Below are 24,271 nucleotides of genomic sequence, written 5' to 3'. Positions count from 1 at the left end.
TGCTAGGGCATGACGTCGCGCCGCACATCTTCTGCCGATCGCCGGTCCGCGTGATGCGCATGGGCCGGTTCCCGATCCCCGACCGCCTGCGGCGCAGGGCCGAACGGCAGTACCTGATCGCGCGCGCGTTCAACCGGCGGCGGGCCCTGCGGCCCGTGGTCAACCGCACTGCCCAGATCCGCAAGAACGACATCCTGGCCCTGGTGACGATGCGCAACGAACGGGTGCGGCTGCCGTTCTTTCTGAACTATTACCGCAACCTGGGCGTGAATCACTTTCTGTTCGTGAACAACGACAGCGACGACGGCAGCGGCAATTATCTGGCCGAACAGCCCGACGTGTCGCTGTGGTGGACCAATGCCGGCTACAAGCGGTCGCGGTTCGGGATGGACTGGATCAACCGGCTTCTGGCAAAGTACGGCCACGGGCATTGGTGCCTGACCGTCGATCCGGACGAGTTCCTGATCTATCCGCATTGCGATTCGCGCCCGCTGCCCGCCCTGACTGACTGGCTGGAGGCCTCGGGGCGGCGCAGCTTTCCGGCGATGCTGCTGGACATGTACCCCCGCGGCCATATCGAGGACGAACCTTATGCCGAGGGGACGGACCCGTTCACCATCGCCCGATGGTTCGATCCGGCGAACTACACGATCAGCAAGAACCCCTATTACGGCAATCTGTGGATCCAGGGCGGTCCGCGCACGCGCAAGTTCTTCACTGCCGAACCCCTGTCCGGCCCGGCGCTGAACAAGACCCCGTTGGTCAGGTGGGACTGGCGCTATGCCTATGTCAGTTCGACCCACATGCTGCTGCCCCGCCATCTGAACATGGTCTATGACGAGGCCGGCGGAGAGATGGCATCGGGCTGCCTGCTGCACGCCAAGTTCCTGTCCACCTTCGCCGACAAGTCCGCCGAGGAGCTGGACCGTCGCCAGCATTATGCCAACAGCAAGGAATACAAGGCGTATCACGCCGGGCTGCGCGGCGGCACCGACCTATGGTGCAGCGAATCGCGCGAATACGCCGACTGGCGCCAGCTGGAGGATCTGGGGCTGATCTCCCGGGGGAACTGGGCATGACGGGCCCGGTGGAGGTGCGCCGCGTCAGGCTGGGGGTGGTGCTTCTGTGCCATGCGCGCCTGGACGTGGCGGCCCACATGGCGCGGATCTGGGTCCAGGGCGGCGCACGGGTGGCGATCCATGTCGATGCCAAGGCCTCGGCCCGGTCGGTGGCGCGGATGCAGGTCGAACTGTCCGACCTTCCCGGCATCGTCTGGTCGCGACGCCACACCTGCGACTGGGGCCGCTTCAGCCTGGTGCGCGCCACCCAGGATGCGGCGCGGCTGCTGCTGGACAGCTTTTCCGACGTCACCCATGTCTATCTGGCATCCGGGGCCTGCCTGCCGCTGCGCCCGGTGCGTGACCTGACGGCGTTCCTGGCGCAGGACCCCAACCGCGACCATATCGAAAGCGTCAGCGCGCTGGACGTCGGCTGGACCGTCGGCGGGCTGAACGAGGAACGCTTTACCCTGTTCTATCCGCTGGACTGGCGCAGGCGGCGCTGGCTGTTCGACCGCCTGACCCAGTGGCAGCGCCGTCTGGGCATCCGCCGCAGGCTGCCCAAGGGGCTGACCCCGCATCTGGGCGCGCAATGGTGGTGCCTGACGGTGACGACGCTGCGCGCGATCTTGGACGATCCGCGCCGGGCCGAGTTCGACCGCTATTTCCGCATGGTCTGGATCCCGGACGAAAGCTATTTCCAGACGCTGGCGCGGCGCCACGCGACCCGCATCGAAAGCCATTCGCTGACCTTGGCCAAGTTCGATCACGACGGCAGGCCCTATCAACTGTACGACGACCACGCCCTGATGCTGGAGGAGTCGCGCTGCTTCGTGGCGCGCAAGGTCTGGCCCGAGGCCGCGCATCTTCTGGCGCATTTCCCGCGTCCGGCCGGTGCCCGCCCCGATCTGTCCGCGCCCCAGCCCCAACGGATCGAACGTCTGATCAATCGGACGGTCCGCCGCCGCCTGCTGGGGCGGCCCGGCCTCTACATGCAGTCGCGCTTTCCGCGCAAGGATGCCGAGAACGGCAAGACTTCGGCCCCCTATGCGATGTTCCAGGGCTTTTCCGACATCTTTCCCGGCTTCGAGGGGTGGCTGTCCGCGCAGGTCGATGCCGATGTCCACGGCCACCTGCTGGGCCCCGAGACGGTGGAATTCGGCGGCCGCCCGCAGATCGGGCCGGGGGCGATCTCGTCCAGCACGCTGATCCGCGACCGCGACCCGCACGGGTTCCTGACCGCGCTGATCCGCATCACCACGCGGATGCAGGTGTTCCAGTTCAGCCCGCGCGACAACCAGGCGCTGAACTGGTTCATCGCCACGGACCCGAACGCCCATATCCATGTGGTCACCGGGGCCTGGATGCTGCCGCTGCTGCGATCGGACATGCCCTTCGACGACATCCGCCGGGTCACGGCCCTGCTGCAGCGGGCCGAGATCGCGCAGATGGACGTGCTGAATTCGGTCTGGGTCAAGGCGCGCGTGCATGTCCATGAACTGTCCGATTTCCTGGCCCGCCCCCAGGAGATGCTGTTCCAGTCCCTGGCCCAGCTGCCGCGCCTGGCGGACGCGCCCACCGACATGCCGCAGATGCGCGATCTGCACGGGCTGCCCGAGCTGCTGCGGCGGCTGCGCAATTCCGGGCTGCGTCCACGCATGTTCGGCGACGGCCTGCCCATGCCGGACATCCCCCTTCCCGAAAGGACCGCCGCCGAATGACCGTTCCGTTCCGCCGCTTCGTCATCTTCGCCGAGATGCGCACGGGCTCGAACCTGCTGGAGGCGACGCTGAACGCGCTGCGGGGCGTCACCTGCTTTGGCGAGGCGTTCAACCCCTACATGATGGGCTGGCCCGACAAGGACGAATTGCAGGGCGTCACCCGCGCCCAGCGCGAGGCCGACCCGATGGTCCTGCTGGACAGGCTGTTCGACCGGCCCGGCCATCTGCCGGGCTTCCGCTATTTCCACGATCACGATCCGCGGGTCTTCGACGCGATCATGCATGACCCCGAATGCGCCAAGATCGTGCTGACCCGCAACCCGCTGGACAGCTATGTCTCGACCCAGCTTGCGCGCGAGACGAACCAGTGGAAGCTGAACGAGACGGAGACTCCGATCCCCGCCGCTATCACCTATGACGGGCCAGAGTTCCGCGACACCATCGCGGCTGTCGAGCGGTTCCAGCTGCGCGTGATGCACCGGTTGCAGGTGACCGGGCAGACCGCCTTCTGGCTGGGATACGAGGACCTGCGCGACCCCGAGGTGATGACCGGGCTGGTCCACTGGCTGGGCCGCACCGACATCGCACGGGTCGAACCCGCCAGCGACCAGGTGCCCCAGAACCCCCGCGAACTGGCCGACAAGGTCCGCAATTTCGACGAGATGCAGGCGGACCTGGCGCAGATTGACCCGTTCATGCTGCGCCGCATCCCAAATTTCGAACCGCGTCGCGGCCCCTCCGTGCCCAGCTTTTCCGCGGTCGAGGCGGGGCAGGGGCTGATCTTCATGCCGGTCCGCTGCGGGCCGGGGGATGCGGTGCGCGACTGGATGGCGACACTGGGCACGGTGTCGGGCGATTTCACCCAGACCAGCCTGCGCCAGTGGAAACGCCAGCATCCCGGTCATCGCAGCTTTGCGGTGCTGCGCCACCCGCTGCACCGGGCCTGGACGGCGTTCCGACAGCTGCTGACCGACAGCCGCCCCGAACTGCGTCAGCTGATGCGCGACGTCCATCGGGTGGCGCTGCCGCCGGACGCGGCATTGGCGGGGATGGATCGTCAGGCGCAGCTGGAGCTGTTCGCACAGTTCCTGGCCTTCCTGAAACGCAACCTGAACGGTCAGACCACGCTGCCCACCCATGCCGGTTGGGCCAGCCAGTCCGAGGTGATCGTCGGGTTCAGCCGCGTGGCCAGCCCCGACATGCTGATCCGCGAGGACCGCATCGCCGACGAACTGCCCACGCTGGCCCGCGCGGCAGGGATCGACGACGCGCGCCTGGCGGGGCTGAAGGTTCAGCCGATGCCCGATTTCCTGCGCGACAAGGCCCTGCTGCAGGCCGCGCGTCAGGCATATCTGCGCGACTACATCGCCTTCGGGTTTTCGGACTAGGGGGCGGGCCTATCGGCCCGCCTGCCCGTCACGCCTTGAGCAGCGCCGCCAGTTCGGCCTGCTTTTCACGCACCAGCGCCGCGTCGCCATCGGATTCGACGTTCAGGCGGACCACCGGTTCGGTGTTCGACTTGCGCAGGTTGAACCGCCACTTGCCAAAGTTCAGCGACACCCCGTCCAGGTCGTCCCGGCTGTCGGCCTGCGGCTCGTAGGTTTCGATCAGGCGCGCGATGGCCGCATCCGGGTCCGAGATGGTATAGTTCGTCTCTCCGGACGACGGATACAGGCGCATCCGCTCCTCCAGCATCTCGGCCAGGGTCATGCCCTTGCGCGACAGCAGTTCGATCATCAGCAGCCACGGGATCATGCCGCTGTCGCAATAGTAGAAGTCGCGGAAATAGTGATGCGCCGACATCTCTCCGCCATAGATCGCGCTGACATCGCGCATCTTGCGCTTGATGAAGGCATGGCCGGTCTTGGACACCACGGCCTCGCCGCCGGCCTCTTCGATCATGGCGCGGGTGTTCATGATCACGCGGGGGTCATGGACGATCTTCTCGCCGGGCGACTTCTCCAGGAATGCCGCGCCCAGCAGGCCCACGATGTATTCCCCGGGAATGAAGCGCCCGTTCTCGTCGAAGAAGAAGCAGCGGTCGAAATCGCCGTCCCAGGCCACGCCCAGGTCGGCCTTTTCTTCCTTCATCCGCGCGACGGTGGGGGGCTGGTTCTCGTCCAGCAGGGGGTTGGGGATGCCGTTGGGAAAGCTGCTGTCGACGTTGTGGTGCATCCGCACGAATGTCAGCGGCGCGCCCCGACGCTCCAGCTCCTCGGCGATCGCGTCGAAGGTCGGGCCCGCGGTGCCGTTGCCGGCATTCACCACGATCTTCATCGGGCGCAGCGCGGCGACGTCGACGAAATCGGCCATGCGCGATGCGTATTCGGCGCGTGCATGGCTGAAATCGGTGACGCTGCCCTTGGTAGTGGGGGCGAATTCGCCGTTGGTGGCCAGATCGACGATGGGCGGCAGTTCGGTCGCCGGGTCCAGCGGCGCCGAACCGCGACCCACGATCTTCATGCCGTTGTAGTTGATCGGGTTATGCGAGGCCGTGACCTCGATGCCGCCATCGGTGTCCTGGTTGCCGGTGTGGAAATACACCTCCTCGGTGCCGGCCAGGCCCAGGTCCAGCACGTCGGCGCCGCCGTCGGTCAGGCCCTCGATCAGCGCCGCGGCCAGTTCGGGCGAGGATTCGCGGCTGTCGCGACCCACGACGACGCGTTTGGCGCCGCGCGCCTGCGCAAAGGCGCGACCGATGCGATAGGCGACGTCCGCATCCAGGTTCTTGCCCAGCTCTCCGCGCACGTCATACGCCTTGAAGCAGGTGATCTCGCGCTTGCCCAGCTGATCGCGATTGTCCATGAAGTCCTCCGGTTCCTGTTTGCATCAGCGCTAACAGGTTCAAACCGTTTTTCAAGGCCGCCGGGGCCGGATTGGTTCCCTCGGACCTTGGGATCAGGTGACGGCGCGCGTTCGGCACGCTAGCCTTGCGCAAAAGCAAGGAGACCCCGATGGATGCCAAGGCCCTGATCGCCGCCTATTACGACGCCTTCAACGCGGGGCGCACCGACGACATGCTGGCGCTGCTGCATGACGACGTCGAGCACCATGTGAACGAGGGCAAGATCCGCCGCGGCCGCGCGCTGTTCGCGGAATTCAACGCCCACATGACCGAAAGCTATCGGGAAAACCTAACCGACATGGTCATCATGGCCAACGAGGCGGGCGACCGCGCGGCGGCGGAATTCGTCGTGAACGGGACCTATCTGAAGACCGATCCCGGCCTGCCCGAGGCCCGCGGCCAGACCTATCGCCTGCCTGCGGGCGCGTTCTTCACCATCCGCGACGGCCGCATCGCGCGGGTGACCACCTATTACAACCTGGCCGACTGGATGGCCCAGGTCGGCGCATGAGCGTCGCGGTCCGCGTCCTGACCGGCGATGCGCTGGCCGAGGCGCTGCCCGACGTGGCACGCCTGCGCATCGACGTGTTCCGCGACTGGCCGTACCTGTATGACGGCGATGCCGATTACGAACGCGACTATCTGCGCGCCTACCAGTCGCCCGGCGCGGTCGTGGTCGCCGCGATGGACGGGGACCGGATCGTGGGGGCGGCCACGGGCGCGCCGATGTCGGATCACGCCGCCGATTTCGGCGCGGCATTCGCGGATCGTCCCGAACCGCTGTCCGACATCTTCTACTGTGCCGAATCGGTGCTGCTGCGGGCCTATCGCGGGCACGGGCTGGGCCATGCGTTCTTCGACGCGCGCGAGAATCACGCCCGCGCCCTGGGCGCGCGTTGGTCGGCCTTCTGCAGCGTGATCCGTCCCGCGGATCACCCGATGCGTCCGGCCGAGTACTGGCCGCTGGATGCGTTCTGGCGCAAGCGCGGCTATGCGCCACTGCCGGGCGTCGTCGCGCAGTTTGCCTGGAAGGACCTGGGCCAGGCCACCGAGACCGAAAAGACCCTGCAATTCTGGATGAAACCGCTGTGAAGATCGCCGTCGCCGCCTATCCGATCGACTGGTTCGACAGCTTCGACGCCTATGCCGCCAAGCTGGCACGGTGGGTCTCCGATGCTAATGCCGATCTGTTGGTCTTCCCCGAATACGGCGCGATGGAGCTGGCATCCCTGTCCGGGCGCGCGGTCGCCGGCGATCTGGAGGCCAGCCTGCATGCCGTGGCGGCGCTGGACCCGCAAGTCCGGGCGCTGCATGCGGACCTTGCGGCGCGGCACGGCTGTCACATCCTGGGCGCGTCGGGGCCGGCCTTCGACGGCGCGCGCCCGGTCAACCGTGCGGTGCTGTATGGCCCCGACGGGGTGATCGGCCACCAGGACAAGCAGATCATGACCCGGTTCGAACGCGAGGAATGGCATGTCACCGGCGCGCCCGGCCTGCGGATCTTCGACACGACCCTGGGGCGGATCGGCATCCTCATCTGCTATGACAGCGAGTTTCCGTTGCTGGGACGGGTGCTGGCGCAGGCCGGGGCGCAGCTCCTGCTGGTGCCCAGCTGCACCGACACGGTCGCGGGGTTCAGCCGGGTGCGCATCGGCGCGATGGCCCGCGCGCTGGAAAGCCAGTGCGTCGTGGTCCAGGCGCCTACCGTCGGCCCCTGCGACTGGATGCCCGCGCTGGACGAGAACCGGGGCCGCGCCGCGATCTATGGCCCGCCCGACGGTTTCTGGCCCGAGACCGGGATCATCGCCGAAGGAGAGATGGACGCACCGGGATGGGTGCGCGCGACCGTCGATCTGTCCCGCGTCGATGTCAGCCGCAGGGACGGCGCGGTCCTGCCCTTCGCGCATTGGCCGGAACAGGAACCCTGTCGCCTGATCTGAGGACAGCCGCCGGAATTTACACTGTATTAACCGGTTTGCGCTTTAACTGACCCCGGATCGCGCCATATCCTGAAGGTCATGCTGCATGTCACCGAAACCATCGCCGTCCAGGAATGGGAACTGTCCGAACAGTTCACCCGGTCTCAGGGACCGGGCGGGCAGAACGTGAACAAGGTCGAGACCGCGGTCGAGCTGCGGTTCGAGGCCGCGACATCCCCTAGCCTGCCCGACCCGGTCAAGCGGCGGCTGCAGCGGCTGGCCGGACGGCGCTGGACGCAGGACGGGGCCGTCCTGATCCTGTCCCAGGAAACCCGCAGCCAGGCCCGAAACCGTGAACTGGCCCGCGAACGGCTGGCCGACCTGATCCGCCAGGCCCTGGTCGCGCCCAAGCGCCGCATCGCCACCCGCCCCACCCTGGGCAGCCAGCGCCGCCGCCTGAAGGCCAAGTCGGTGCGCGGAGAGGTCAAGTCCCTGCGCGGCAAGGTGGAGGACGAATGAGCGTCTGGCGCCGGACCCTCGATCTGCTGCTGGGGCGGCGGCCGGTGCTGATGCAGGTCGGCGCGATCTGCCGCGACCCGGCCAGCGGCAACGTCCTGCTGATCACCAGCCGCGACACGGGCCGTTGGGTCATTCCCAAGGGCTGGCCGATGGAGGGGCGCACCCTTCCCGGCGCCGCAGCCCAGGAGGCCTGGGAGGAGGCCGGCGTGCGCGGGCGCATCCGCCCGGCCGAACTGGGCCGCTTCCGGTACAGAAAGCAGCAGGACCAGGGCTATGCCGTCCCGGTCGAGATGCGGGTCTATCTGCTTTCCGTGGACAGCGTGTCCGACCGGTTTCCCGAGGACCGGCAGCGCAAGCGTCGCTGGTTCGCCCCGGTCGAGGCCGCCCGCATGGTGGTCGAACCGGGGCTCAAGCAGATCCTGGCCGGTCTGGACCGCCCCGATGCCGCCTGACCCGGCATGACGCACCGCCCCGGCTTTCGCGCGCTGGACAAGGATCTGGGCCGCATCGGCCATGCCGAGGTCGCACAGATGCATGCCTTCCGCCCCGTCTGGCGGCTGGGGCTGGCGGTGCTGGCGCTGGTGGGCGGGTTGCTGATGGTCATGGCGCTGTCGGGTGCCGCGCCCGGCATGCTGGCCATCGGGGCGGGGCTGGTGGTCGCGGCCTGGCTGGGCGTGGCGATCGGGGCGAACGACGTCGCGAACTCACTGGGTCCGGCGGTCGGGGCGGGGGCCATCGGACTGCTGCCCGGGCTGGCGCTGGTCGCCGTCGCGGGCGTGGCGGGGGCGGTGCTGGCCGGGGGCGCGGTGTCGGCCCGTCTGGCGGGCGGCATCGTCCAGCTGGCACCCTTGGACGAGGGCGGGCGCGCCCCGATGATGATGGTCGCCGCGCTGATCGGGGCGGCGGTCTGGATCACCCTGGCCACGGGCATCGGCCTGCCGGTCAGCACGTCGCATTCCATCGTGGGTGGCATCGCGGGGGCGGGAGCGGTGGCCCTGGGCCTGTCGGCGGTGGCCTGGGGGACGCTAGCGATCATCGCATCTGTCTGGATGGTGACGCCGGTGGTGGCGGGGGGCTTGGCCGGCGGTCTGCTGATCCTGCTGCGCCTGAAGGTGGTCGAGGCGCCGGACCGCGCCGGGGCGGCGCTATTGTGGCTTCCGCTGCTGGTCGGCCTGATGGCGGCGCTGTTTTCGGCCTATGTCGTGGTGCTGCTGGACCTGGGACCGCTGGCCGCCTGTGCGGCGGCCGCGCCGACCGGGGCGGGCGCGCTGTGGCTGACGCGGCGCAGCGTGCTCCGCGAACTGGCACGCCATCCGCGTAAACCAAGCACCAAGTCGCTGCTGCGCCCCGCGCTGGTGATGTCCGTGCTGATCCTGGGCTTTGCCCATGGCGCCAACGACGTGGGCAACATCGCGGGACCGCTGTCGGTGGTCCTGCGCGGACAGGGGATGTCGACCGCGATCGGCGTGGTCCCGGTGCTGGTGCTGGCGGGCGGAGGGCTTGCCATCGCCACCGGCACGCTGCTGTTCGGGCGCCGCCTGGTCCACATGGTGGGCAGCGGCATCACCAAGCTGAACGCGGGGCGCGCCTTTTGCGTGTCGCTGGCCACGGCCGTGACGGTGCTGGGCGCATCGGCCCTGGGCCTGCCGGTATCGACCACCCATGTGGCGGTCGGCGGCATCTTCGGCGTGGGTTTTGCGCGCGAATGGCTGGACCGCCGCCGCGGCAGCCGGTCCGAGGCCCTGCCCGCGGACGAGACGCGCCGCCGCATCCTGGTGCGGCGCAGCCATGTCGTGACCATCACCGCCGCCTGGCTGGTGACACTGCCGATCACGGCATCGCTTGGGGCGCTGGCCTGTCTGCTGGTGCTGTGGGTGACCGGGGTCTAGACCGTGACCGACAGCGCCTGCTGGACGCCCACCCCGAAGACGCGCTTGTAGCGTTCGATCTCGGCCGCGGGGCCGGTGGCCTTGGCGGGGTTGTCCGACAGCTTGACCGTGGGACGCCCGTCGGCCGCCACTGCCTTGCAGACCAGGCTGAAGGGCGCCAGCCCGTCGCCCGGCACAAACCCGCGAAAATCGTTCGTCAGCAGCGTGCCCCAGCCGAAGCTGACCTTGACGCGCCCATGGAACTGCCGATGCAGGGCCAGGATCTTGTCCACGTCCAGCCCGTCGGAAAAGATGATCAGCTTGCCGCGCGGGTCCTCTCCGCGCGACTGCCACCAGCGGATCGCGGTCTCGGCGCCCGTAGCCGGATCGCCGCTGTCGATGCGGATACCGGTCCAGCCCGCCAGCCAGTCCGGCGCGCCCGCCAGGAACCCTTCGGTGCCGTAGGTGTCGGGCAGGATGATGCGCAGGTTGCCGTCATGCTCCTCGTGCCAGTCGGCCAGCACGTCATAGGGCGCCTGGCGCAGGGCCGCGTCGCCATCGGCCAGGGCCGCGCGCACCATCGGCAGCTCATGCGCATTGGTGCCGATCGCCTCGATGTCGCGGCGCTGCGCGATCAGGCAGTTCGAGGTGCCGGTGAAGCGGTCGCCCAAGCCCTCGATCATCGCCTGCACGGCCCAGTCCTGCCACAGGAAGCTGTGCCGCCGGCGCGTGCCGAAATCGGCGATGCGCAGGTCGGGCAGGGCGCGCATGGCCTGGATCTTCTCCCACAGGCGGGTCATGGCGCGGGCATAGAGGACCTGCAGCTCGAATCGGCCCATGTCCTTCAGGACCGCGCGGGACCGCAGCTCCATCAGGATCGACAAAGCCGGGATCTCCCACAGCATCACCTGGGGCCAGGGGCCCTCGAAGGTCAGCTCGTACTGGCCGTCGCGCTTGTCCAGGTGATAGGCGGGCAGGCGCAGCCCCTCCAGGAACTCCATGAAGTCGGGGCGGAACATCTGCCGCTTGCCATAGAAGGTGTTGCCGCGCAGCCAGGTGCTCTCTCCGCGGGTCAGGGACAGCGACCGCACATGGTCCAGCTGCTCGCGCAGCTCGCCCTCGTCGATCAGGTCGGCCAGGCGCACGTCCTTGCTGCGGTTGATCAGACTGAAGGTGACGGTGGTGTCCGGGCTGTTGCGGAACACCGACTGGCACATCAGCAGCTTGTAGAAGTCGGTGTCGATCAGCGACCGGACGATCGGGTCGATCTTCCATTTGTGATTGTAGACCCGCGTGGCGATATCGGCCATGACGCTGTTTCCTTGACCATTTCGCCCTTGGTGCCTTGATCCGCGCGGGGGCGCAACCCTCAGGCCAGCGTGACGCCCGCCTGGCGCATCGCCGCGCGCGCGGCGGCCAGGCTGCCATCCAGGTCGATCGCACGGCACGCATCCTCCGCCACGCGGGCGGCAAAGCCAAGGCGGGCGGCGTCCATCGCGCTCCACGCGACGCAGAAATCATGGGCCAGCCCGACAAGGGTCAGGTCGGTGATGCCGCGGTCGCGCAGATAGCCGGCAAGACCGGTGGCGGTCGTGCGGTCGTTCTCGAAGAACGCGGAATAGCTGTCGATGCCGGCGCGGAACCCCTTGCGCAGCACCAGATCGGCCCGGTCGACCTGCAGGTCGGGGTGGAACTCCGCCCCCGGCGTGCCGATCACGCAATGGGCGGGCCACAGCACCTGCGGGCCATAGGGCATCTGCGTCATCGAAAAGGCGGCGGCGCCCGGGTGGTTGTCGGCAAAGCTGGCATGGTCGGCCGGATGCCAGTCCTGCGTCAGGACCACCGCGTCGAAATCGGCCATCATCGCGTTGATCGGCGCCACGATCTGGTCGCCCCCCGCCACGGCCAGCCGACCGCCGGGGCAGAAGTCGCGCTGCATGTCGATCACGATCAGGGCCTGGGTCATCCGGTCCGCCTTGGCTTCGGTCCGGCGCCACTAGACCGCCGGGCGGGGCCGGTCGTCAAGGGTGGTCGCGGACCCGGTTTTGCCATACCCTGACCGCAAGAAGATGTCGCACGAAAAGGGAGGACACGATGGGGATACAGGACGATCTGCACCACCCCGGTGAATATGACGAGAACGAGGTTCCGACCCGCTCTGCGCAGATGATCTGGGTGCTGCGGGCGCTTGGGGTGGTGATGGCCGGCATCGTCTGGCTGCTGCTGGGCGGACAGGAGGGGCTGTCCGAGGATGCACGCATCGTCGCCGCCGTCGGCACGCTGATGGCCATCTGGTGGATGACCGAGGCGATCCCGCTGTCGGCCACCGCGCTTCTGCCGATCGTGCTGATCCCGGCGCTGACGGAAACGACCGTCGGCCAGGCGACGCAGCCCTATGCGTCGTCGATCGTGTTCCTGTTCCTGGGCGGCTTCCTGATCGCCATCGCGATGGAGAAATGGCACCTGCACACGCGCATCGCGCTGCTGACGCTGCGCAAGGTGGGTGTGGCGCCCCGGCGGATCGTCCTGGGCATGATGCTGGCCACCGGCTTTCTGTCGATGTGGGTGTCCAACACCGCCACCACGCTGATGATGCTGCCCATCGGCCTGTCCGTCCTGTCCCTGGTGGTCGAACGCGGATCGCGCCAGGACGGCGCCGCGGCCGAGGATGCGATGAAGGCCGGCGGCACCATCACCGACGTCGTCAAGGACCCCAACATCAGCGCCTTCGGCGTCTGCCTGGTGCTGTCGATCGCCTGGGCCGCGTCGATGGGGGGCTTGGGCACGCTGCTGGGCAGCCCGCCCAATGCCATCGTCGCAGGCTATGCCTCGGACGAGCTGGGCCGCAACATCGGCTTTCTGGAATGGATGGTCCTGGGCACGCCGCTGGCCTTCATCTTCATCTTCATCGCCTGGTTCCTGATGACCCGCGTCCTGTACCGGTTCGACCTGCCCGAGATCCCCGGCGGCAAGCAGATGATCGAGGATCAGGTCCGCGACCTGGGCGCGCTCAGCCAGGGAGAGAAGATGGTCCTGGCCGTGTTCCTGGGCGCGGCGTTTCTGTGGATCGTGCCGGGCCTTCTGACCTCGATCCCGGCGATCGAGGCTGCGGCACCCTGGCTGGGCAACCTGGACGACACGGCCATCGCCATCGGCGCGGGCCTGGCCATGTTCCTGCTGCCCGGCAAGGGCCGCGACAAGATGGTCCTGGACTGGAAGGATGCCGAGGCCGGGCTGCCCTGGGGCGTCCTACTGCTGTTCGGCGGCGGGCTGTCGCTGGCCTCCGCCGTGGCGTCGTCCGGGCTGGACAGCTGGTTCGGCCAGCAGGTCACCGGCCTGGGCTCGCTGCCGACGATCCTGCTGGTCGCGGCTGTGGTCACGATCATCCTGTTCCTGACCGAGATCACGTCGAACACCGCCACCGCCGCGACCTTCATCCCGATCCTGGGCGGTGTCGCCTTGGGTATCGGGGCCGATGCAATGACGCTGCTGATCCCCGCGGCGCTGGCCGCGACCTGCGCCTTCATGCTGCCGGTGGGCACGCCGCCCAACGCCATCGTGTTCGGCACCGGGACCGTCACCATCGCCCAGATGGCCAAAGGCGGGTTCGTGCTGAACGTCGTGGGCATCCTGCTGATCACCGGCCTGACCTATCTGCTGGGCGGTCTGGCCCTGGGCCTGACCTTCTAGGGTCTGCGTTCTGATCTTGCGCCAAGGGGCGTGGCCGCGATAAGGCCACGCCCATGCTGCCCAAAACCCCCCTCACCGTCGCCGCACTCTATCACTTTGCCCGTCTGGCCGATCCGGCGGCCCGGCAGGGACCGTTGCTGGACCTGTGCCGCGCGCAGGGCCTGTGCGGCACGCTGCTGCTGGCGCCCGAGGGCGTGAACGGCACCATCGCGGGCCCGCGCGCGGGCATCCTGGCGGTCCTGGACCACATCCGCGCCTGGCCCGGTTTCGCGGGCCTGGACTGGAAGGAGAGCGCCGCCGACGCACCCCCCTTTGCCCGCATGAAGGTCCGGCTCAAGGCCGAGATCGTGACCATGGGCCAGCCCGACATGGACCCGGCCACGACCACCGGCCATTACGTGGCACCGCGCGACTGGAACGCGCTGATCGCCGCGCCCGACGTGGTCGTGATCGACACCCGCAACGATTACGAGGTCCAGATCGGCACCTTCCAGGGCGCCGTCGACCCCGGCACGAAAAGCTTTCGCGATTTTCCGGCCTGGTGGACCGACAACGCGCATCGGTTCCAGGGCAAGCGCATCGCGATGTTCTGCACCGGCGGTATCCGCTGCGAGAAGTCGACCAACTACCTGATCTCGCAAGGTGTCGATCAGGTCTACCACCTGCAGGGCGGAATCCTGAAATACCTGGAGGACGTCCCCCAAAAGGACAGCACCTGGCAGGGCGAATGCTTCGTCTTCGATCAGCGGGTCAGCCTGACGCATGGGCTGGCGCAGGGGCGGCACGGTCTGTGCCATGCCTGCCGCCGCCCCCTGGCACCCGAGGACCGCACCCGCCCGGAATTTGAGGACGGTGTCAGCTGCCACCGCTGCGCCGACGAATATTCCGACGCCGACCGCGCCCGGTTCCGGGAGCGGCAGCGCCAGTTCGACCGCGACGCCTGAACGTCTCCTTTGCCCAAATACCCCCTTCGGCGCGCCCTCAGCCCTGCGTGCCGACCCCGCCCGCTGCGATGGCGGCCATGTTCAGGATGTCGCTGACGGTCGAGTTGGTCGAACAGATCTGGATCGGGCGCGCCACGCCCGTCAGGATCGGACCGATGACGGTCGCGCCCGCCATCTCCTGCATCAGCTTGACCGAGATCGAGGCCGAATGCCGCGCCGGCACCACCAGCACGTTCGCGGGCGCGGTCAGGCGGCTGAAGGGATAGCGCGCGGCCGCGTCCATGTTCAGCGCCACGTCCACGGTCATCTCGCCCTCGTATTCGAAATCGGCACCGCGGCGGTCCAGGACGGTGGCGGCCTGGGCCATCTTGATAGCGCGTTCGCTGACCGGATAGCCGAAGTTCGAGAAGGACAGGAAGGCCACGCGCGGCTCCAGCCCTAGGTTGCGGGCCACCGCGGCGCCGCGGGCGGCAATGTCGGCCAGATCCTCGGGTTCGGGCCATTCATGGACCAGCGTGTCGCCGATCAGCACGATCCGGCCGCGGTGCAGCACGGCGGTGATGCCCACCGCCCCGTCCTGCGGGCGCACGTCGAAGACATGGCCGATCTGCGCCAGCACCGGCGCGTTCTTGCGCGTGGCCCCGGTTACCAACCCGTCTCCATGCCCATGCGCCAGCATCAGCGCCGCAAAGATGTGGCGGTCGCGGTTGGCCAGCTTGAACGCGTCCTCGCGGTCGACGCCCTTCCGTTGCAGGCGCTGGTACAGGAACTCGTGATAGCTGTCCAAATGCCGGGTGTTGGCGGCGTTCACGACGCTGATCTCGCGGAAGGCGTCGCCCATGCCCAGGGCCTCCAGCTCGGCCTTGACCTCGGCCTCGCGGCCCACGACCAGCGACTGGCCCATGCCGGTGCGCTGCCATGCCACGGCGGCGCGCAGCACGCGCGGATCGTCGCCCTCGGCAAAGATCATCCGGGCCTGGGCCTGCCGCGCGCGGGCATGGATGCCCTGCAGGATCGCGGCCGTCGGGTCCATCCTGTTCTTCAGCGTCTGGACATAGCCCTCCATGTCGATGATCGGGCGCCGCGCGACGCCCGTGTCCATCCCGGCGCGGGCGACCGCGGGCGGGATCACGTGGATCAGCCGCGGATCGAAGGGGGTCGGGATGATGTAGTCGCGCCCGAACTGCAGCTTGCGGCCATAGGCGACGGCGACCTCATCGGGCACATCCTCGCGCGCCAGTTTCGCCAGGGCCTCGGCGCAGGCGATCTTCATCTCGTCGTTGATGGCGCGGGCGTGGATGTCCAGCGCGCCGCGGAACAGGTAGGGAAAGCCCAGGACGTTGTTCACCTGGTTGGGATAATCGCTGCGGCCCGTGGCCACGATCGCGTCAGGGCGGACGGCATGGGCGTCCTCGGGCGTGATCTCGGGGTCGGGATTCGCCATGGCAAAGATCACCGGGTTGTCGGCCATGCTGACGACCATGTCCTGGGTCACCGCCCCCTTGGCGCTGACGCCCAGGAAGACATCGGCGCCCTTCATTGCCTCCTCCAGCGTGCGGGCGGTGGTCACGACCGCATGGGCCGATTTCCACTGGTTCATGCCCTCGGTCCGACCCTGCCAGATGACGCCCTTGGTGTCGCACATGATGCAGTTGTCATGCCGCGCGCCCATCGACTTCAGCAGTTCCAGACAGGCGATGCCCGCCGCACCCGCGCCGTTCAGGACGATCCGCACATCCTCGATCTTCTTGCCCGACAGCTCCAGCGCGTTCAGCAGGCCCGCGGCGCAGATCACCGCGGTGCCGTGCTGGTCGTCGTGGAACACAGGGATGTCCATCAGCTCCTTCAGGCGCTGCTCGATGATGAAGCATTCCGGCGCCTTGATGTCCTCCAGGTTGATGCCCCCGAAGGTCGGGCCCATCAGCTTGACGGCGTTGATGAACTCGTCCGCGTCCTCGGTGTCCAGCTCCAGGTCGATGGCGTTCACGTCGGCAAAGCGCTTGAACAGCACCGCCTTGCCCTCCATCACCGGCTTGGAGGCCAGCGCGCCCAGATTGCCCATCCCCAGGATCGCCGTCCCATTCGAGATCACCGCCACCATGTTGCCCTTGGTGGTATAGTCGTAGGCGGTTTCGGGGCGGTCAGCGATGGCCTGGACGGGCACCGCGACGCCCGGCGAATAGGCCAGCGACAGGTCGCGCTGCGTGGTCATGGGGGTCGAGGGCGTGATGTCGTATTTGCCCGGCCTCGGTTCCAGATGATAGGCCAGCGCCTCTTCGGGGGTGATGCGGCTGCGGCTGGCCTTGTCGGTCATGATGTCCCCCGAAGATGATGCTGGGGACTGCTTAACGGCTTGGCAGGACTGCTTCAACGCGGATGCGGTCCGGCTTGCGCTAACAGCTGCGGGTCAGATGCTGACCTTGACGAAGCTGTCGCGCAGCGCCGCGGACCAGGCCGCGCTCATCTGCATGAAGTCCGGATCGCCATCCAGGATGCGGCGGCGCGTGGTGACCGCACAGGCATCGGCGCCGATCACCGCCAGGTCCAGCGGCATCCCCACCGACAGGTTCGACCGCAGCGTCGAATCCATCGACAGCAGCACGGCCTTCTGCGCGTCGGCCAGGCTGGTCGCGGGGGTGACCACCCGGTCCAGGATCGGCTTGCCGTACTTGTGCTCTCCGATCTGCAGGAAGGGCGTGTCCTCGGTCGCCTCGATGAAGTTGCCTTCGGGATAGATCAGGAACAGGCGCATGTCGCCGCCCTTGCGCTGTCCCGCGACGATCATGCTGGCGGATGCCTGCTGCTTGAGGTCGCGGCACTGTTCGGCGATCTCGCGCCGGGTGCGGCACAGCGTGTCGCCGATGATCGTGGCCACACGCAGCATGGTCGGCGCCTTGAGGATCGAGGTCGTGTCGTCTGCCAGCTCGTCCTCGATCGCCTCCTCCAGGCGGGCGATGGTGGTCTGGGTCACGGACAGCGACCCGGCGGTCATGATCGCGATGATGCGTTCGCCCGGCGCCTCGAAGAAGAACATCTTGCGATAGCACGAGATATTGTCCAGCCCGGCATTCGTGCGGGTATCCGACAGCAGCACAAGCCCGGCATCCAGTTTCAGTCCGACGCAATAGGTCACCGGCACATCTTTCCGTTGCATTCCGCAGGGCAGACTAGGACCGGGGGGCGTGGGCTGCAATCGCTCGCTTGCGGGTCGCGTCATGAAACTTTGGGTCGCCTTGGCGCGCCGAATCGCACATCGTGCAGGTTCCACCACCCAAGGACGAACATGATGACCCATCCTCTTGCCCTCAGCCGCCGCGGTTTCCTGACATCGGGGGTGGCCGGCCTGGCGCTGGTCGCGCTGCATCCCTATTCCGCACGGGCCGAGGCGGGGCAGGCGCATCTGCGCATCATGGAGACGACGGACCTGCACGCGCATGTCTGGCCCTACGACTATTACGCGGACACGGCGACCGAAACCCTGGGCCTGGCGCGGACCGCGGCCCTGGTCGGTGCCGTGCGGGCCGAGGCCACGAACGCGCTGCTGTTCGACAACGGCGATTTCCTGCAGGGCAACCCGATGGGCGATTTCATCGCCTATGAGCGCGGCATGGACGGGGACGCGACCCACCCGGTGATCCAGGGGATGAACGCCCTGGGCTATGACGGCGGCACCCTGGGCAACCACGAATTCAACTATGGGCTGGAATTCCTGGGCGCCAGCCTGGCGGGCGCGGGCTATCCCGTCGTCTGCGCCAACGTGGTGACCGAAGCCGGCGCCACCCCGGACCAGGACCGGACCCTGGTGCCGCCCTATGCGGTGATCGACCGGGACCTGACCGACGGGGCGGGCGCCACCCATCCGATCCGCATCGGCATCATCGGCTTCGTGCCGCCGCAGATCATGCAATGGGACCGCGCCCATCTGGAGGGGCAGGTCACCGTCCGCGACATCGTCGAGGCGGCCCAGGCCTGGGTGCCCAAGCTGCGCGCCGAGGGGGTGGACCTGGTCGTGGCGCTGGCCCATTGCGGCATCGGCGGGCAGACCGCCGAACCGGGGATGGAGAACGCGGCCATTCCGCTGGCGGCCATCGACGGCATCGACGTCATCCTCACCGGGCATTCGCATTCGGTCTTTCCCGGCCCCGACTACGACGGCGTGGCCGGGGTGGATGCCGCGGCCGGCACGATCGGCGGCAAGCCCGCGGTGATGGCCGGGTTCTGGGGGTCGCATATGGGCCTGGTCGATCTGCTGCTGGAGCGGCAGGGCGACGGCTGGACCATCGTCAGTCACCAGGTCGAGGCGCGCCCGATCTATCAGCGCGACGACGAGGGCGTGGTGACCCCCCTAGTCGAGAGCGTACCCGCCATCGAGGAGGCGACCGCCACCGAACACCAGCAGACGCTGGATTATGTCCGCCGACCCGTCGGCCAGACCAGCGCCGCGCTCTACAGCTATTTCGCGATGGTGGCGGATGATCCTTCGGTCCAGATCGTGTCGAACGCGCAAAGCTGGTACATCGCACAGATGCTGGCCGGGACCGAGCACGAGGGGTTGCCGATCCTGTCGGCGGCGGCGCCCTTCAAGGCCGGCGGGCGGGGCGGGCCGGATTACTTCACCGACGTGCCGCCGGGCGACATCGCCATCCGCAACGTGGCCGACCTGTATCTGTATCCCAACACCATCCGCGCCGTGCGCGTGACCGGCGCGCAGGTCAAGGACTGGCTGGAGCGCAGCGCGGGGGCCTTCAACCGGATCGAACCGGGGCAGGCGGACCAGATGCTGCTGAACCCCGACTTCCGCAGCTACAACTTCGACGTGATCGACGGGGTGACCTATCGGATCGACCTGTCGCAGCCGTCGCGGTTCGACGCCGACGGGGCGCTGGCCGACGCGGACGCGAACCGCATCATCGATCTGGCCATCGACGGGCAGCCGGTCGATCCGGCGGCCGAGTTCATCATCGCCACCAACAACTATCGCGCCACCGGCGGCGGGTCGTTCCCCGGCGCGGATGGCTCGACCGTGGTGTTCGAGGGGCCGGACACCAACCGCGACGTGATCGTCCGCTATATCCTGGACCAGGGGACGATTAACCCGTCGGCGGATGGCAACTGGTCGTTCGCGGCGCTGGACGGCGCGACGGTGCTGTTCGACACGGGGCCGGGGGCCGCCGCCTATCTGCAGGACGTGACCGCCCTGACCATCGAACCGGCGGGCGATGCGCCCGAAGGCTTTGCCCGCTATCGCATCACCCTGTGACGACAGGTAAACCGGGGGTGCTGCCCCCGGTTCCTACTGGGCCATCTCCTCGACCCGGACGCTGACATCCATGTCCTCGGACCCGGTGCCCAGGGCAACGCCCCGGATCGGGGCCGCGTCCGCCGCGTCCAGGCCCGACCCCAGACGGACATAGCGTTCGTCCGGGCAACAGCGGTTGGCGGCGTCGAACCCGACCCATCCCAACCCCTCGACATGGATCTCGGCCCAGGCATGGGCCGCGTCATGGGCCTGCCCGTCGATGGTCGAATGCAGATAGCCCGACACATAGCGCGCCGGCAGGCCGCGCAGGCGCGCGATGGCGGTCAGGGCGTGGGTGTGGTCCTGGCAGACGCCCTCTCCCAGGGCCAGGGCCTCGGATGCGGTGGTGCCGGTATGGGTCACGCCGGGGCGGAACGCGATCCGGTCGCTGACCGACATCGACAGCTGATGCGCCAGGTCCAGCCGGTCGGTGCCCTCCACCGACTGCGCCAGATCGCGCAGCGCATCGTCGGGGCGCGTGGCAGGACTGTCGCGCAGATAGGTCAGCGGGTGGATCATCTCGCGGTGGCCGCGCAGGACGCCTGCCGTGTCGCGGGTGTCGATGCGTCCGCTGATGCGCACGGTCACATGATCGACCGGACCGCGCACGGTCCAGCCCTCGATCCAGTCGCCGGCACCGTCGCGGAACCCCGGCCCCTTGACGCCGCCCGACACGTCGACCTGCCATTCATGGGTCTTCTGCCCTTCGAACACCGACGGTGTCAGGCGCAGGCTCTGCACCAGGTTCCGGATCGGCTGGCCATAGCGATAGACCGTCTCGTGAGAGATCTTCAGGCGCATGGGTCACACCCCTCCAAGCAGGTAATCCTGGTGGACCAGGTTGGAAATCTCGGACAGTTCCAGGATGAACCAGCTGAGGAACTCGTGCAGCCCCTCGTCGAAGATCATCTCGATGTCGCGTGCCTGCAGGGCTGCCAGAACCTCTCGCGCCTTGTCGCGGGCGCTGGTCGGCACCCCGTCGCCATAGCGCCGCGCCAGCCCTTCAAGGTGCCACACGGTCTCATACAGCGACGTGATCAGCGCGCGGGGGCTTTCCCCGTTCAGGATCAGGAAATCGGCCACCTGGCCCGCGGTGATGTCGCCGCCATAGGCCCAGTGATAGGCCCGGTGCGCCGACAGCGCGCGCAGGATCACCTGCCACTGATAGGTGTCCAGACCCGATCCCACGAACTCGATCCGCGGCAGCAGGACGAAATACTTGACGTCCAGCAGGCGCGCGGTCGCGTCGGCGCGTTCCAGCCCGTATCCTAGGTTCATGAAATGCCAGCCGTCGTTCCTCAGCTGCGTCGCGTTGATCGCGCCGCGCACGGTCGAGGTGTGGCCGGTGGTGAAATCGGTCAGCCCTGCGGTGTCCAGCTTTGCGCGCGGCTGGCGTTCGATCCGGCGCAGCTCCTGGAAGGCCACGTTCAGCGCGTCCCAGACCTGGCTGGTCAGCGCGGTGCGCACGATCCGACCGGCCTCGCGCGCCTTTTCAAGGCAGCTGGCCACCGATGACGGGTTGGCGCGGTCGAAGAAGATGAACTCCTCGATGTTCTCCTGGGTGATCTCTCCGTATTTCTGCGCGAACAGGTCCGAACTGCCCGAGGCCTGCAGCAGCGAGTTCCATTCGTTCTGGTACCCGGCCTCGGTGTTGGGAAGCAGCGTGATGCGCTGTCCCACGTCCAGCAGGCGCGCGGCGGTTTCGGCACGTTCCAGATGGCGGCCCATCCAGAACAGGTTCGAGGCGGTGCGGCTGAGCATCGTGTTACGTCCCCTCATTCCGACAACACCCAAGTGTCCTTGACACCCCCGCCCTGGGACGAGTTCACCACCAGCGACCCCTCGCGCAGCGCGACGCGCGTCAGCCCGCCCGGCACCAGCTCGATCCGGTCGCCGCACAGGCAATAGGGGCGCAGGTCGACGTGGCGCGGCGCGATGCCCTCGTCCACGAAGGTCGGGCAGGTCGACAGTGCCAGCGTGGGCTGGGCGATGTAGTTCGACGGATTGGCCTGGATCTTGGCGCGGAACGCCTCGATCTCCTCTTTGGTCGACTTGGGGCCGACCAGCATGCCGTAGCCGCCCGATCCGTGGACCTCCTTGACGACCAGTTCGGGCAGATGCTCCATCACATAGCGGTAATCGTCGTCCTTCCACAGCGTCCAGGTCTGGACGTTGTTCAGGATCGGCTCCTCTCCCAGATAGAAGCGCACCATCTCGGGGACGAAGGTATAGATGGCCTTGTCATCGGCCACGCCCGCACCGGGTGCCGAACAGATCGACACGCCGCCAGACCGGTACACATCCATCAGTCCCGGAATGCCCAGCATCGAATCGGGGCGGAAGCACAGCGGGTCCAGGTAGGGGTCGTCGATCCGGCGATAGATCACGTCCACGCGCTTGGGCCCGGTGGTCGTGCGCATGTAGCAGAATTCGCCATCCACGAACAGATCCTGCCCCTCGACCAGCTCGACCCCCATCAGGTTGGCGAGGAAGCTGTGCTCGTAATAGGCGCTGTTGTAATGGCCCGGCGTCAGGATCACGCAGATCGGCCGGTCGCTGCATTTCGCGGGCGCCACCGATTCCAGCGTGCGGCGCAGAAGGTCGGGATACTGGTCGACGGGTTCGATGCGGTTGCCGCGGAACAGGGCCGGGAACATGCGCATCATGATCTCGCGGTTCTCCAGCATGTAGCTGACACCCGACGGCGTGCGGCAGTTGTCCTCCAGCACATAGAACTCGTCCTTGGCGGTGCGGACCAGGTCGATGCCGATGATGTGGGAATAGACGCCGCGCGGGGGCACGAACCCCACGACCGACTTCTCGAACGCCTCGTTCTGATAGACCAGGCGGGCGGGGATGCGCCCGGCGCGGATGATCTCTCCGCGGCCATAGACGTCGCGCAGGAAGGCGTTCAGCGCGCGGGCGCGCTGCTTGATGCCGCGTTCCAGGCGGCGCCACTCGGCCTGCTCGAACACGCGGGGCATCATGTCGAAGGGGATCAGCCGGTCTGGGTCGCCCCCCTCGCCATAGACGGCGAAGGTGATGCCGATGCGGCGGAACAGCGCCTCGGCCTCGGCCTGCTTCATCTGGCGGAAATCGTCGGGCATGGTCTCGACCCATTCCCGCAGGCGGGCATAGGGGTCGCGGACGCTGTCGCCCTCGTACATCTCGTTATAGTAACTCATCACTCCCCCACTGGCTGACGCAACGCTTCCGGGTCTTTCCTTGGATCGATGATCCGCGCCCGGTTCCGGTAAGTCCACAGCAGAACCGCCGGATTTGCCCATTGGTTCCGCAGCTTGGCGCCGTGGCAGGGGCGCCGCTGCCGGCGCCCGGGGCAGCCTGCCGGTTTGGCAGGCAGATCAGCACAGTTCGACCGCCAGCGCGGTTCCCTCGCCGCCGCCGATGCAGATCGCGGCCACGCCCCGGCGCAGCCCTCGCGCCTGCAGCGCATGGATCAGCGTGACGATGATCCGCGCCCCCGACGCGCCGATCGGATGTCCCAGGGCGCATGCTCCGCCATGCACGTTCACGCGGTCATGGGACAGGCCCATCCGCGCCATGAAGGCCATCGGCACGACGGCAAAGGCCTCGTTCACCTCCCACAGATCGACGCTGTCCCTGTCCCATCCGATCCGCGCCAGCAGCTTTTCGGCGGCGGGCACGGGCGCGGTGGGGAACTGGCCGGGGGCCTGGGCGTGGCTGGCATGGCCGACGATGCGCGCGACGGCGCCCTGCGCCCGACCGCCCAGCACCAGCGCCGCCGCCCCGTCCGAGATGGACGAGCTGTTGGCCGCCGTCACGGTGCCCCCGTCGCGGAACGCGGGTTTCAGCAGCGGGATCTTGTCGGGGCGGGCCAGGCCGGGCTGTTCGTCGGTGTCGACCACGGTGACCTTGCCGCGGCCGGGCACGGTGACGGGTGTGATCTCGGTCGCGAACGCGCCGCCGGCGATGGCCTCCTGCGCGCGCGTCAGGCTGGCCAGGGCGTAGTCGTCCTGCGCCTGGCGGGAAAAGGCGAATTCCGCGGCGCAATCCTCGGCAAACGTGCCCATCAGGCGGCCCTTGTCATAGGCATCCTCCAGCCCGTCCAGGAACATATGGTCCAACGCCTGTGCATGCCCCAAGCGCGCCCCGGCGCGCATTTTGGGCAGCAGGTAGGGGGCGTTCGACATGCTCTCCATGCCGCCCGCGACGACGATGCCGGCGCTGCCGGCGCGGATGGCATCGGACGCCATCATCACCGCCTGCATCCCCGATCCGCACATCTTGTTCAGCGTGGTGGCCGGCACCTCCTGCCCCAGCCCCCCGGCAAAGCCCGCCTGCCGCGCCGGGGCCTGGCCCTGGCCCGCGGGCAGGACGCAGCCCATGAACAGCGCATCGACCGCGGGCCCGCCCGCGCGCGCCAGTG

At 68.0% G+C, this 24,271-nt stretch carries 21 protein-coding genes; 12 read left to right on the top strand and 9 right to left on the bottom strand.

The genetic code is table 11. The features are described from left to right. Positions 1–59 precede the first annotated feature (59 nt). Genes TW83_RS10225 through TW83_RS10215 form a run of 3 tightly spaced genes read left to right on the top strand, consistent with a single transcriptional unit; the run spans position 60 to position 4,167 of the window. Positions 60–1,079 carry a glycosyltransferase family 2 protein gene (locus tag TW83_RS10225; RefSeq protein ID WP_045982691.1) on the top strand — a complete coding sequence of 340 codons (1,020 nt, stop codon included), beginning with the start codon at positions 60–62 and terminating at the stop codon, positions 1,077–1,079. Further along, the gene (locus TW83_RS10220; protein ID WP_045982674.1) at positions 1,076–2,779 is read left to right on the top strand and encodes a beta-1,6-N-acetylglucosaminyltransferase; all 1,704 of its coding nucleotides are present in this window, start codon (positions 1,076–1,078) and stop codon (positions 2,777–2,779) included. Before TW83_RS10225 ends, TW83_RS10220 begins: the two co-directional genes overlap by 4 nt. Continuing rightward, on the top strand, positions 2,776–4,167 hold the full coding sequence (locus tag TW83_RS10215; protein WP_045982673.1) for a hypothetical protein: 1,392 nt from the start codon (positions 2,776–2,778) through the stop codon (positions 4,165–4,167). Before TW83_RS10220 ends, TW83_RS10215 begins: the two co-directional genes overlap by 4 nt. A 28-nt stretch (positions 4,168–4,195) precedes the next feature. Here TW83_RS10215 and TW83_RS10210 read toward each other — a convergent pair whose 3' ends face one another. Further along, on the bottom strand, positions 4,196–5,584 hold the full coding sequence (locus tag TW83_RS10210; protein WP_045982672.1) for a phosphomannomutase/phosphoglucomutase: 1,389 nt from the start codon (positions 5,582–5,584) through the stop codon (positions 4,196–4,198). A gap of 149 nt (positions 5,585–5,733) precedes the next feature. Between TW83_RS10210 and TW83_RS10205 the strand changes: the two genes are divergently transcribed. The 6 genes from TW83_RS10205 (at position 5,734) to TW83_RS10180 (ending at position 9,951) form a co-directional block, all read left to right on the top strand. After that, positions 5,734–6,135 carry a ketosteroid isomerase-related protein gene (locus TW83_RS10205; RefSeq protein WP_045982671.1) on the top strand — a complete coding sequence of 134 codons (402 nt, stop codon included), beginning with the start codon at positions 5,734–5,736 and terminating at the stop codon, positions 6,133–6,135. Then, positions 6,132–6,716, top strand: a complete 585-nt coding sequence (locus TW83_RS10200; protein WP_045982670.1) for a GNAT family N-acetyltransferase — start codon at positions 6,132–6,134, stop codon at positions 6,714–6,716. The genes TW83_RS10205 and TW83_RS10200 overlap by 4 nt, the downstream gene beginning before the upstream one ends. After that, positions 6,713–7,564: a carbon-nitrogen hydrolase family protein gene (locus TW83_RS10195; protein WP_045982669.1), complete on the top strand. Its 852-nt coding sequence runs from the start codon at positions 6,713–6,715 to the stop codon at positions 7,562–7,564. Before TW83_RS10200 ends, TW83_RS10195 begins: the two co-directional genes overlap by 4 nt. A gap of 78 nt (positions 7,565–7,642) precedes the next feature. Continuing rightward, positions 7,643–8,062 (top strand): alternative ribosome rescue aminoacyl-tRNA hydrolase ArfB, encoded by a 420-nt coding sequence (gene arfB / locus TW83_RS10190; RefSeq protein ID WP_045982668.1) that lies wholly within the window; start codon positions 7,643–7,645, stop codon positions 8,060–8,062. Then, entirely contained in the window at positions 8,059–8,514 is a 456-nt protein-coding gene (locus TW83_RS10185) for an NUDIX hydrolase (RefSeq protein ID WP_045982667.1), read from the top strand. The genes arfB and TW83_RS10185 overlap by 4 nt, the downstream gene beginning before the upstream one ends. A gap of 6 nt (positions 8,515–8,520) precedes the next feature. Beyond that, complete coding sequence (locus TW83_RS10180; protein ID WP_045982666.1) at positions 8,521–9,951, top strand: inorganic phosphate transporter; 1,431 nt, start codon at positions 8,521–8,523, stop codon at positions 9,949–9,951. Here the strand turns inward: TW83_RS10180 and pncB are convergent. After that, positions 9,948–11,240 carry a nicotinate phosphoribosyltransferase gene (gene pncB, locus TW83_RS10175; protein WP_045982665.1) on the bottom strand — a complete coding sequence of 431 codons (1,293 nt, stop codon included), beginning with the start codon at positions 11,238–11,240 and terminating at the stop codon, positions 9,948–9,950. The genes TW83_RS10180 and pncB overlap by 4 nt on opposite strands. 59 nt (positions 11,241–11,299) lie before the next feature. Continuing rightward, entirely contained in the window at positions 11,300–11,896 is a 597-nt protein-coding gene (gene pncA, locus TW83_RS10170; protein ID WP_045982664.1) for a bifunctional nicotinamidase/pyrazinamidase, read from the bottom strand. Positions 11,897–12,024: 128 nt separating this feature from the next. Between pncA and TW83_RS10165 the strand changes: the two genes are divergently transcribed. Beyond that, positions 12,025–13,620 (top strand): SLC13 family permease, encoded by a 1,596-nt coding sequence (locus TW83_RS10165; RefSeq protein ID WP_045982663.1) that lies wholly within the window; start codon positions 12,025–12,027, stop codon positions 13,618–13,620. 53 nt (positions 13,621–13,673) lie between these two features. Next, positions 13,674–14,564, top strand: coding sequence for a rhodanese-related sulfurtransferase (locus TW83_RS10160; protein ID WP_045982662.1), 891 nt, complete (start codon positions 13,674–13,676; stop codon positions 14,562–14,564). A 37-nt stretch (positions 14,565–14,601) separates the two neighbouring features. On the opposite strand, the gene TW83_RS10155 is transcribed toward TW83_RS10160, so the two are convergent. Both TW83_RS10155 and TW83_RS10150 read right to left on the bottom strand, forming a co-directional pair. Next, the gene (locus TW83_RS10155) at positions 14,602–16,878 is read right to left on the bottom strand and encodes an NADP-dependent malic enzyme (RefSeq protein WP_045982661.1); all 2,277 of its coding nucleotides are present in this window, start codon (positions 16,876–16,878) and stop codon (positions 14,602–14,604) included. 93 nt (positions 16,879–16,971) lie between these two features. After that, positions 16,972–17,697: a proteasome-type protease gene (locus TW83_RS10150; RefSeq protein ID WP_045982660.1), complete on the bottom strand. Its 726-nt coding sequence runs from the start codon at positions 17,695–17,697 to the stop codon at positions 16,972–16,974. Between the two features lie 153 nt (positions 17,698–17,850). On the opposite strand from TW83_RS10150, the gene TW83_RS10145 reads away from it, so the two are divergent. After that, positions 17,851–19,824, top strand: a complete 1,974-nt coding sequence (locus TW83_RS10145) for a bifunctional 2',3'-cyclic-nucleotide 2'-phosphodiesterase/3'-nucleotidase (protein ID WP_045982690.1) — start codon at positions 17,851–17,853, stop codon at positions 19,822–19,824. 33 nt (positions 19,825–19,857) lie between these two features. On the opposite strand, the gene TW83_RS10140 is transcribed toward TW83_RS10145, so the two are convergent. The 4 genes from TW83_RS10140 to TW83_RS10125 form a co-directional block, all read right to left on the bottom strand. Continuing rightward, positions 19,858–20,664, bottom strand: a complete 807-nt coding sequence (locus TW83_RS10140) for a transglutaminase family protein (protein WP_045982659.1) — start codon at positions 20,662–20,664, stop codon at positions 19,858–19,860. A 3-nt stretch (positions 20,665–20,667) separates the two neighbouring features. Next, positions 20,668–21,624 carry an alpha-E domain-containing protein gene (locus TW83_RS10135; protein WP_045982658.1) on the bottom strand — a complete coding sequence of 319 codons (957 nt, stop codon included), beginning with the start codon at positions 21,622–21,624 and terminating at the stop codon, positions 20,668–20,670. Positions 21,625–21,638: 14 nt separating this feature from the next. After that, positions 21,639–23,048: a circularly permuted type 2 ATP-grasp protein gene (locus TW83_RS10130; protein ID WP_045982657.1), complete on the bottom strand. Its 1,410-nt coding sequence runs from the start codon at positions 23,046–23,048 to the stop codon at positions 21,639–21,641. A gap of 177 nt (positions 23,049–23,225) precedes the next feature. Then, positions 23,226–24,271, bottom strand: a 1,046-nt coding sequence (locus TW83_RS10125; RefSeq protein ID WP_045982656.1) for an acetyl-CoA C-acyltransferase, incomplete at its 5' end; no start/stop codon positions are given.

Source organism: Paracoccus sp. S4493 (assembly GCF_000967735.1).
GTDB lineage: Bacteria > Pseudomonadota > Alphaproteobacteria > Rhodobacterales > Rhodobacteraceae > Paracoccus > Paracoccus marcusii.
The sequence above is the reverse complement of the archived record's forward strand: the minus strand, read 5'-3'. Positions and strand labels throughout refer to the sequence as shown.

Excerpts from the sequence above, each read along its gene's own strand:
- TW83_RS10225 (WP_045982691.1), top strand. The coding sequence starts at position 60 with ATGGGCCGGTTCCCGATCCCCGACCGCCTGCGGCGCAGGGCCGAACGG.
- TW83_RS10220 (WP_045982674.1), top strand. The coding sequence starts at position 1,076 with ATGACGGGCCCGGTGGAGGTGCGCCGCGTCAGGCTGGGGGTGGTGCTT.
- TW83_RS10215 (WP_045982673.1), top strand. The coding sequence starts at position 2,776 with ATGACCGTTCCGTTCCGCCGCTTCGTCATCTTCGCCGAGATGCGCACG.
- TW83_RS10210 (WP_045982672.1), bottom strand. The coding sequence starts at position 5,584 with ATGGACAATCGCGATCAGCTGGGCAAGCGCGAGATCACCTGCTTCAAG.
- TW83_RS10205 (WP_045982671.1), top strand. The coding sequence starts at position 5,734 with ATGGATGCCAAGGCCCTGATCGCCGCCTATTACGACGCCTTCAACGCG.
- TW83_RS10200 (WP_045982670.1), top strand. The coding sequence starts at position 6,132 with ATGAGCGTCGCGGTCCGCGTCCTGACCGGCGATGCGCTGGCCGAGGCG.
- arfB (WP_045982668.1), top strand. The coding sequence starts at position 7,643 with ATGCTGCATGTCACCGAAACCATCGCCGTCCAGGAATGGGAACTGTCC.
- TW83_RS10185 (WP_045982667.1), top strand. The coding sequence starts at position 8,059 with ATGAGCGTCTGGCGCCGGACCCTCGATCTGCTGCTGGGGCGGCGGCCG.
- TW83_RS10180 (WP_045982666.1), top strand. The coding sequence starts at position 8,521 with ATGACGCACCGCCCCGGCTTTCGCGCGCTGGACAAGGATCTGGGCCGC.
- pncB (WP_045982665.1), bottom strand. The coding sequence starts at position 11,240 with ATGGCCGATATCGCCACGCGGGTCTACAATCACAAATGGAAGATCGAC.
- pncA (WP_045982664.1), bottom strand. The coding sequence starts at position 11,896 with ATGACCCAGGCCCTGATCGTGATCGACATGCAGCGCGACTTCTGCCCC.
- TW83_RS10165 (WP_045982663.1), top strand. The coding sequence starts at position 12,025 with ATGGGGATACAGGACGATCTGCACCACCCCGGTGAATATGACGAGAAC.
- TW83_RS10160 (WP_045982662.1), top strand. The coding sequence starts at position 13,674 with ATGCTGCCCAAAACCCCCCTCACCGTCGCCGCACTCTATCACTTTGCC.
- TW83_RS10155 (WP_045982661.1), bottom strand. The coding sequence starts at position 16,878 with ATGACCGACAAGGCCAGCCGCAGCCGCATCACCCCCGAAGAGGCGCTG.
- TW83_RS10145 (WP_045982690.1), top strand. The coding sequence starts at position 17,851 with ATGACCCATCCTCTTGCCCTCAGCCGCCGCGGTTTCCTGACATCGGGG.
- TW83_RS10140 (WP_045982659.1), bottom strand. The coding sequence starts at position 20,664 with ATGCGCCTGAAGATCTCTCACGAGACGGTCTATCGCTATGGCCAGCCG.
- TW83_RS10135 (WP_045982658.1), bottom strand. The coding sequence starts at position 21,624 with ATGCTCAGCCGCACCGCCTCGAACCTGTTCTGGATGGGCCGCCATCTG.
- TW83_RS10130 (WP_045982657.1), bottom strand. The coding sequence starts at position 23,048 with ATGAGTTACTATAACGAGATGTACGAGGGCGACAGCGTCCGCGACCCC.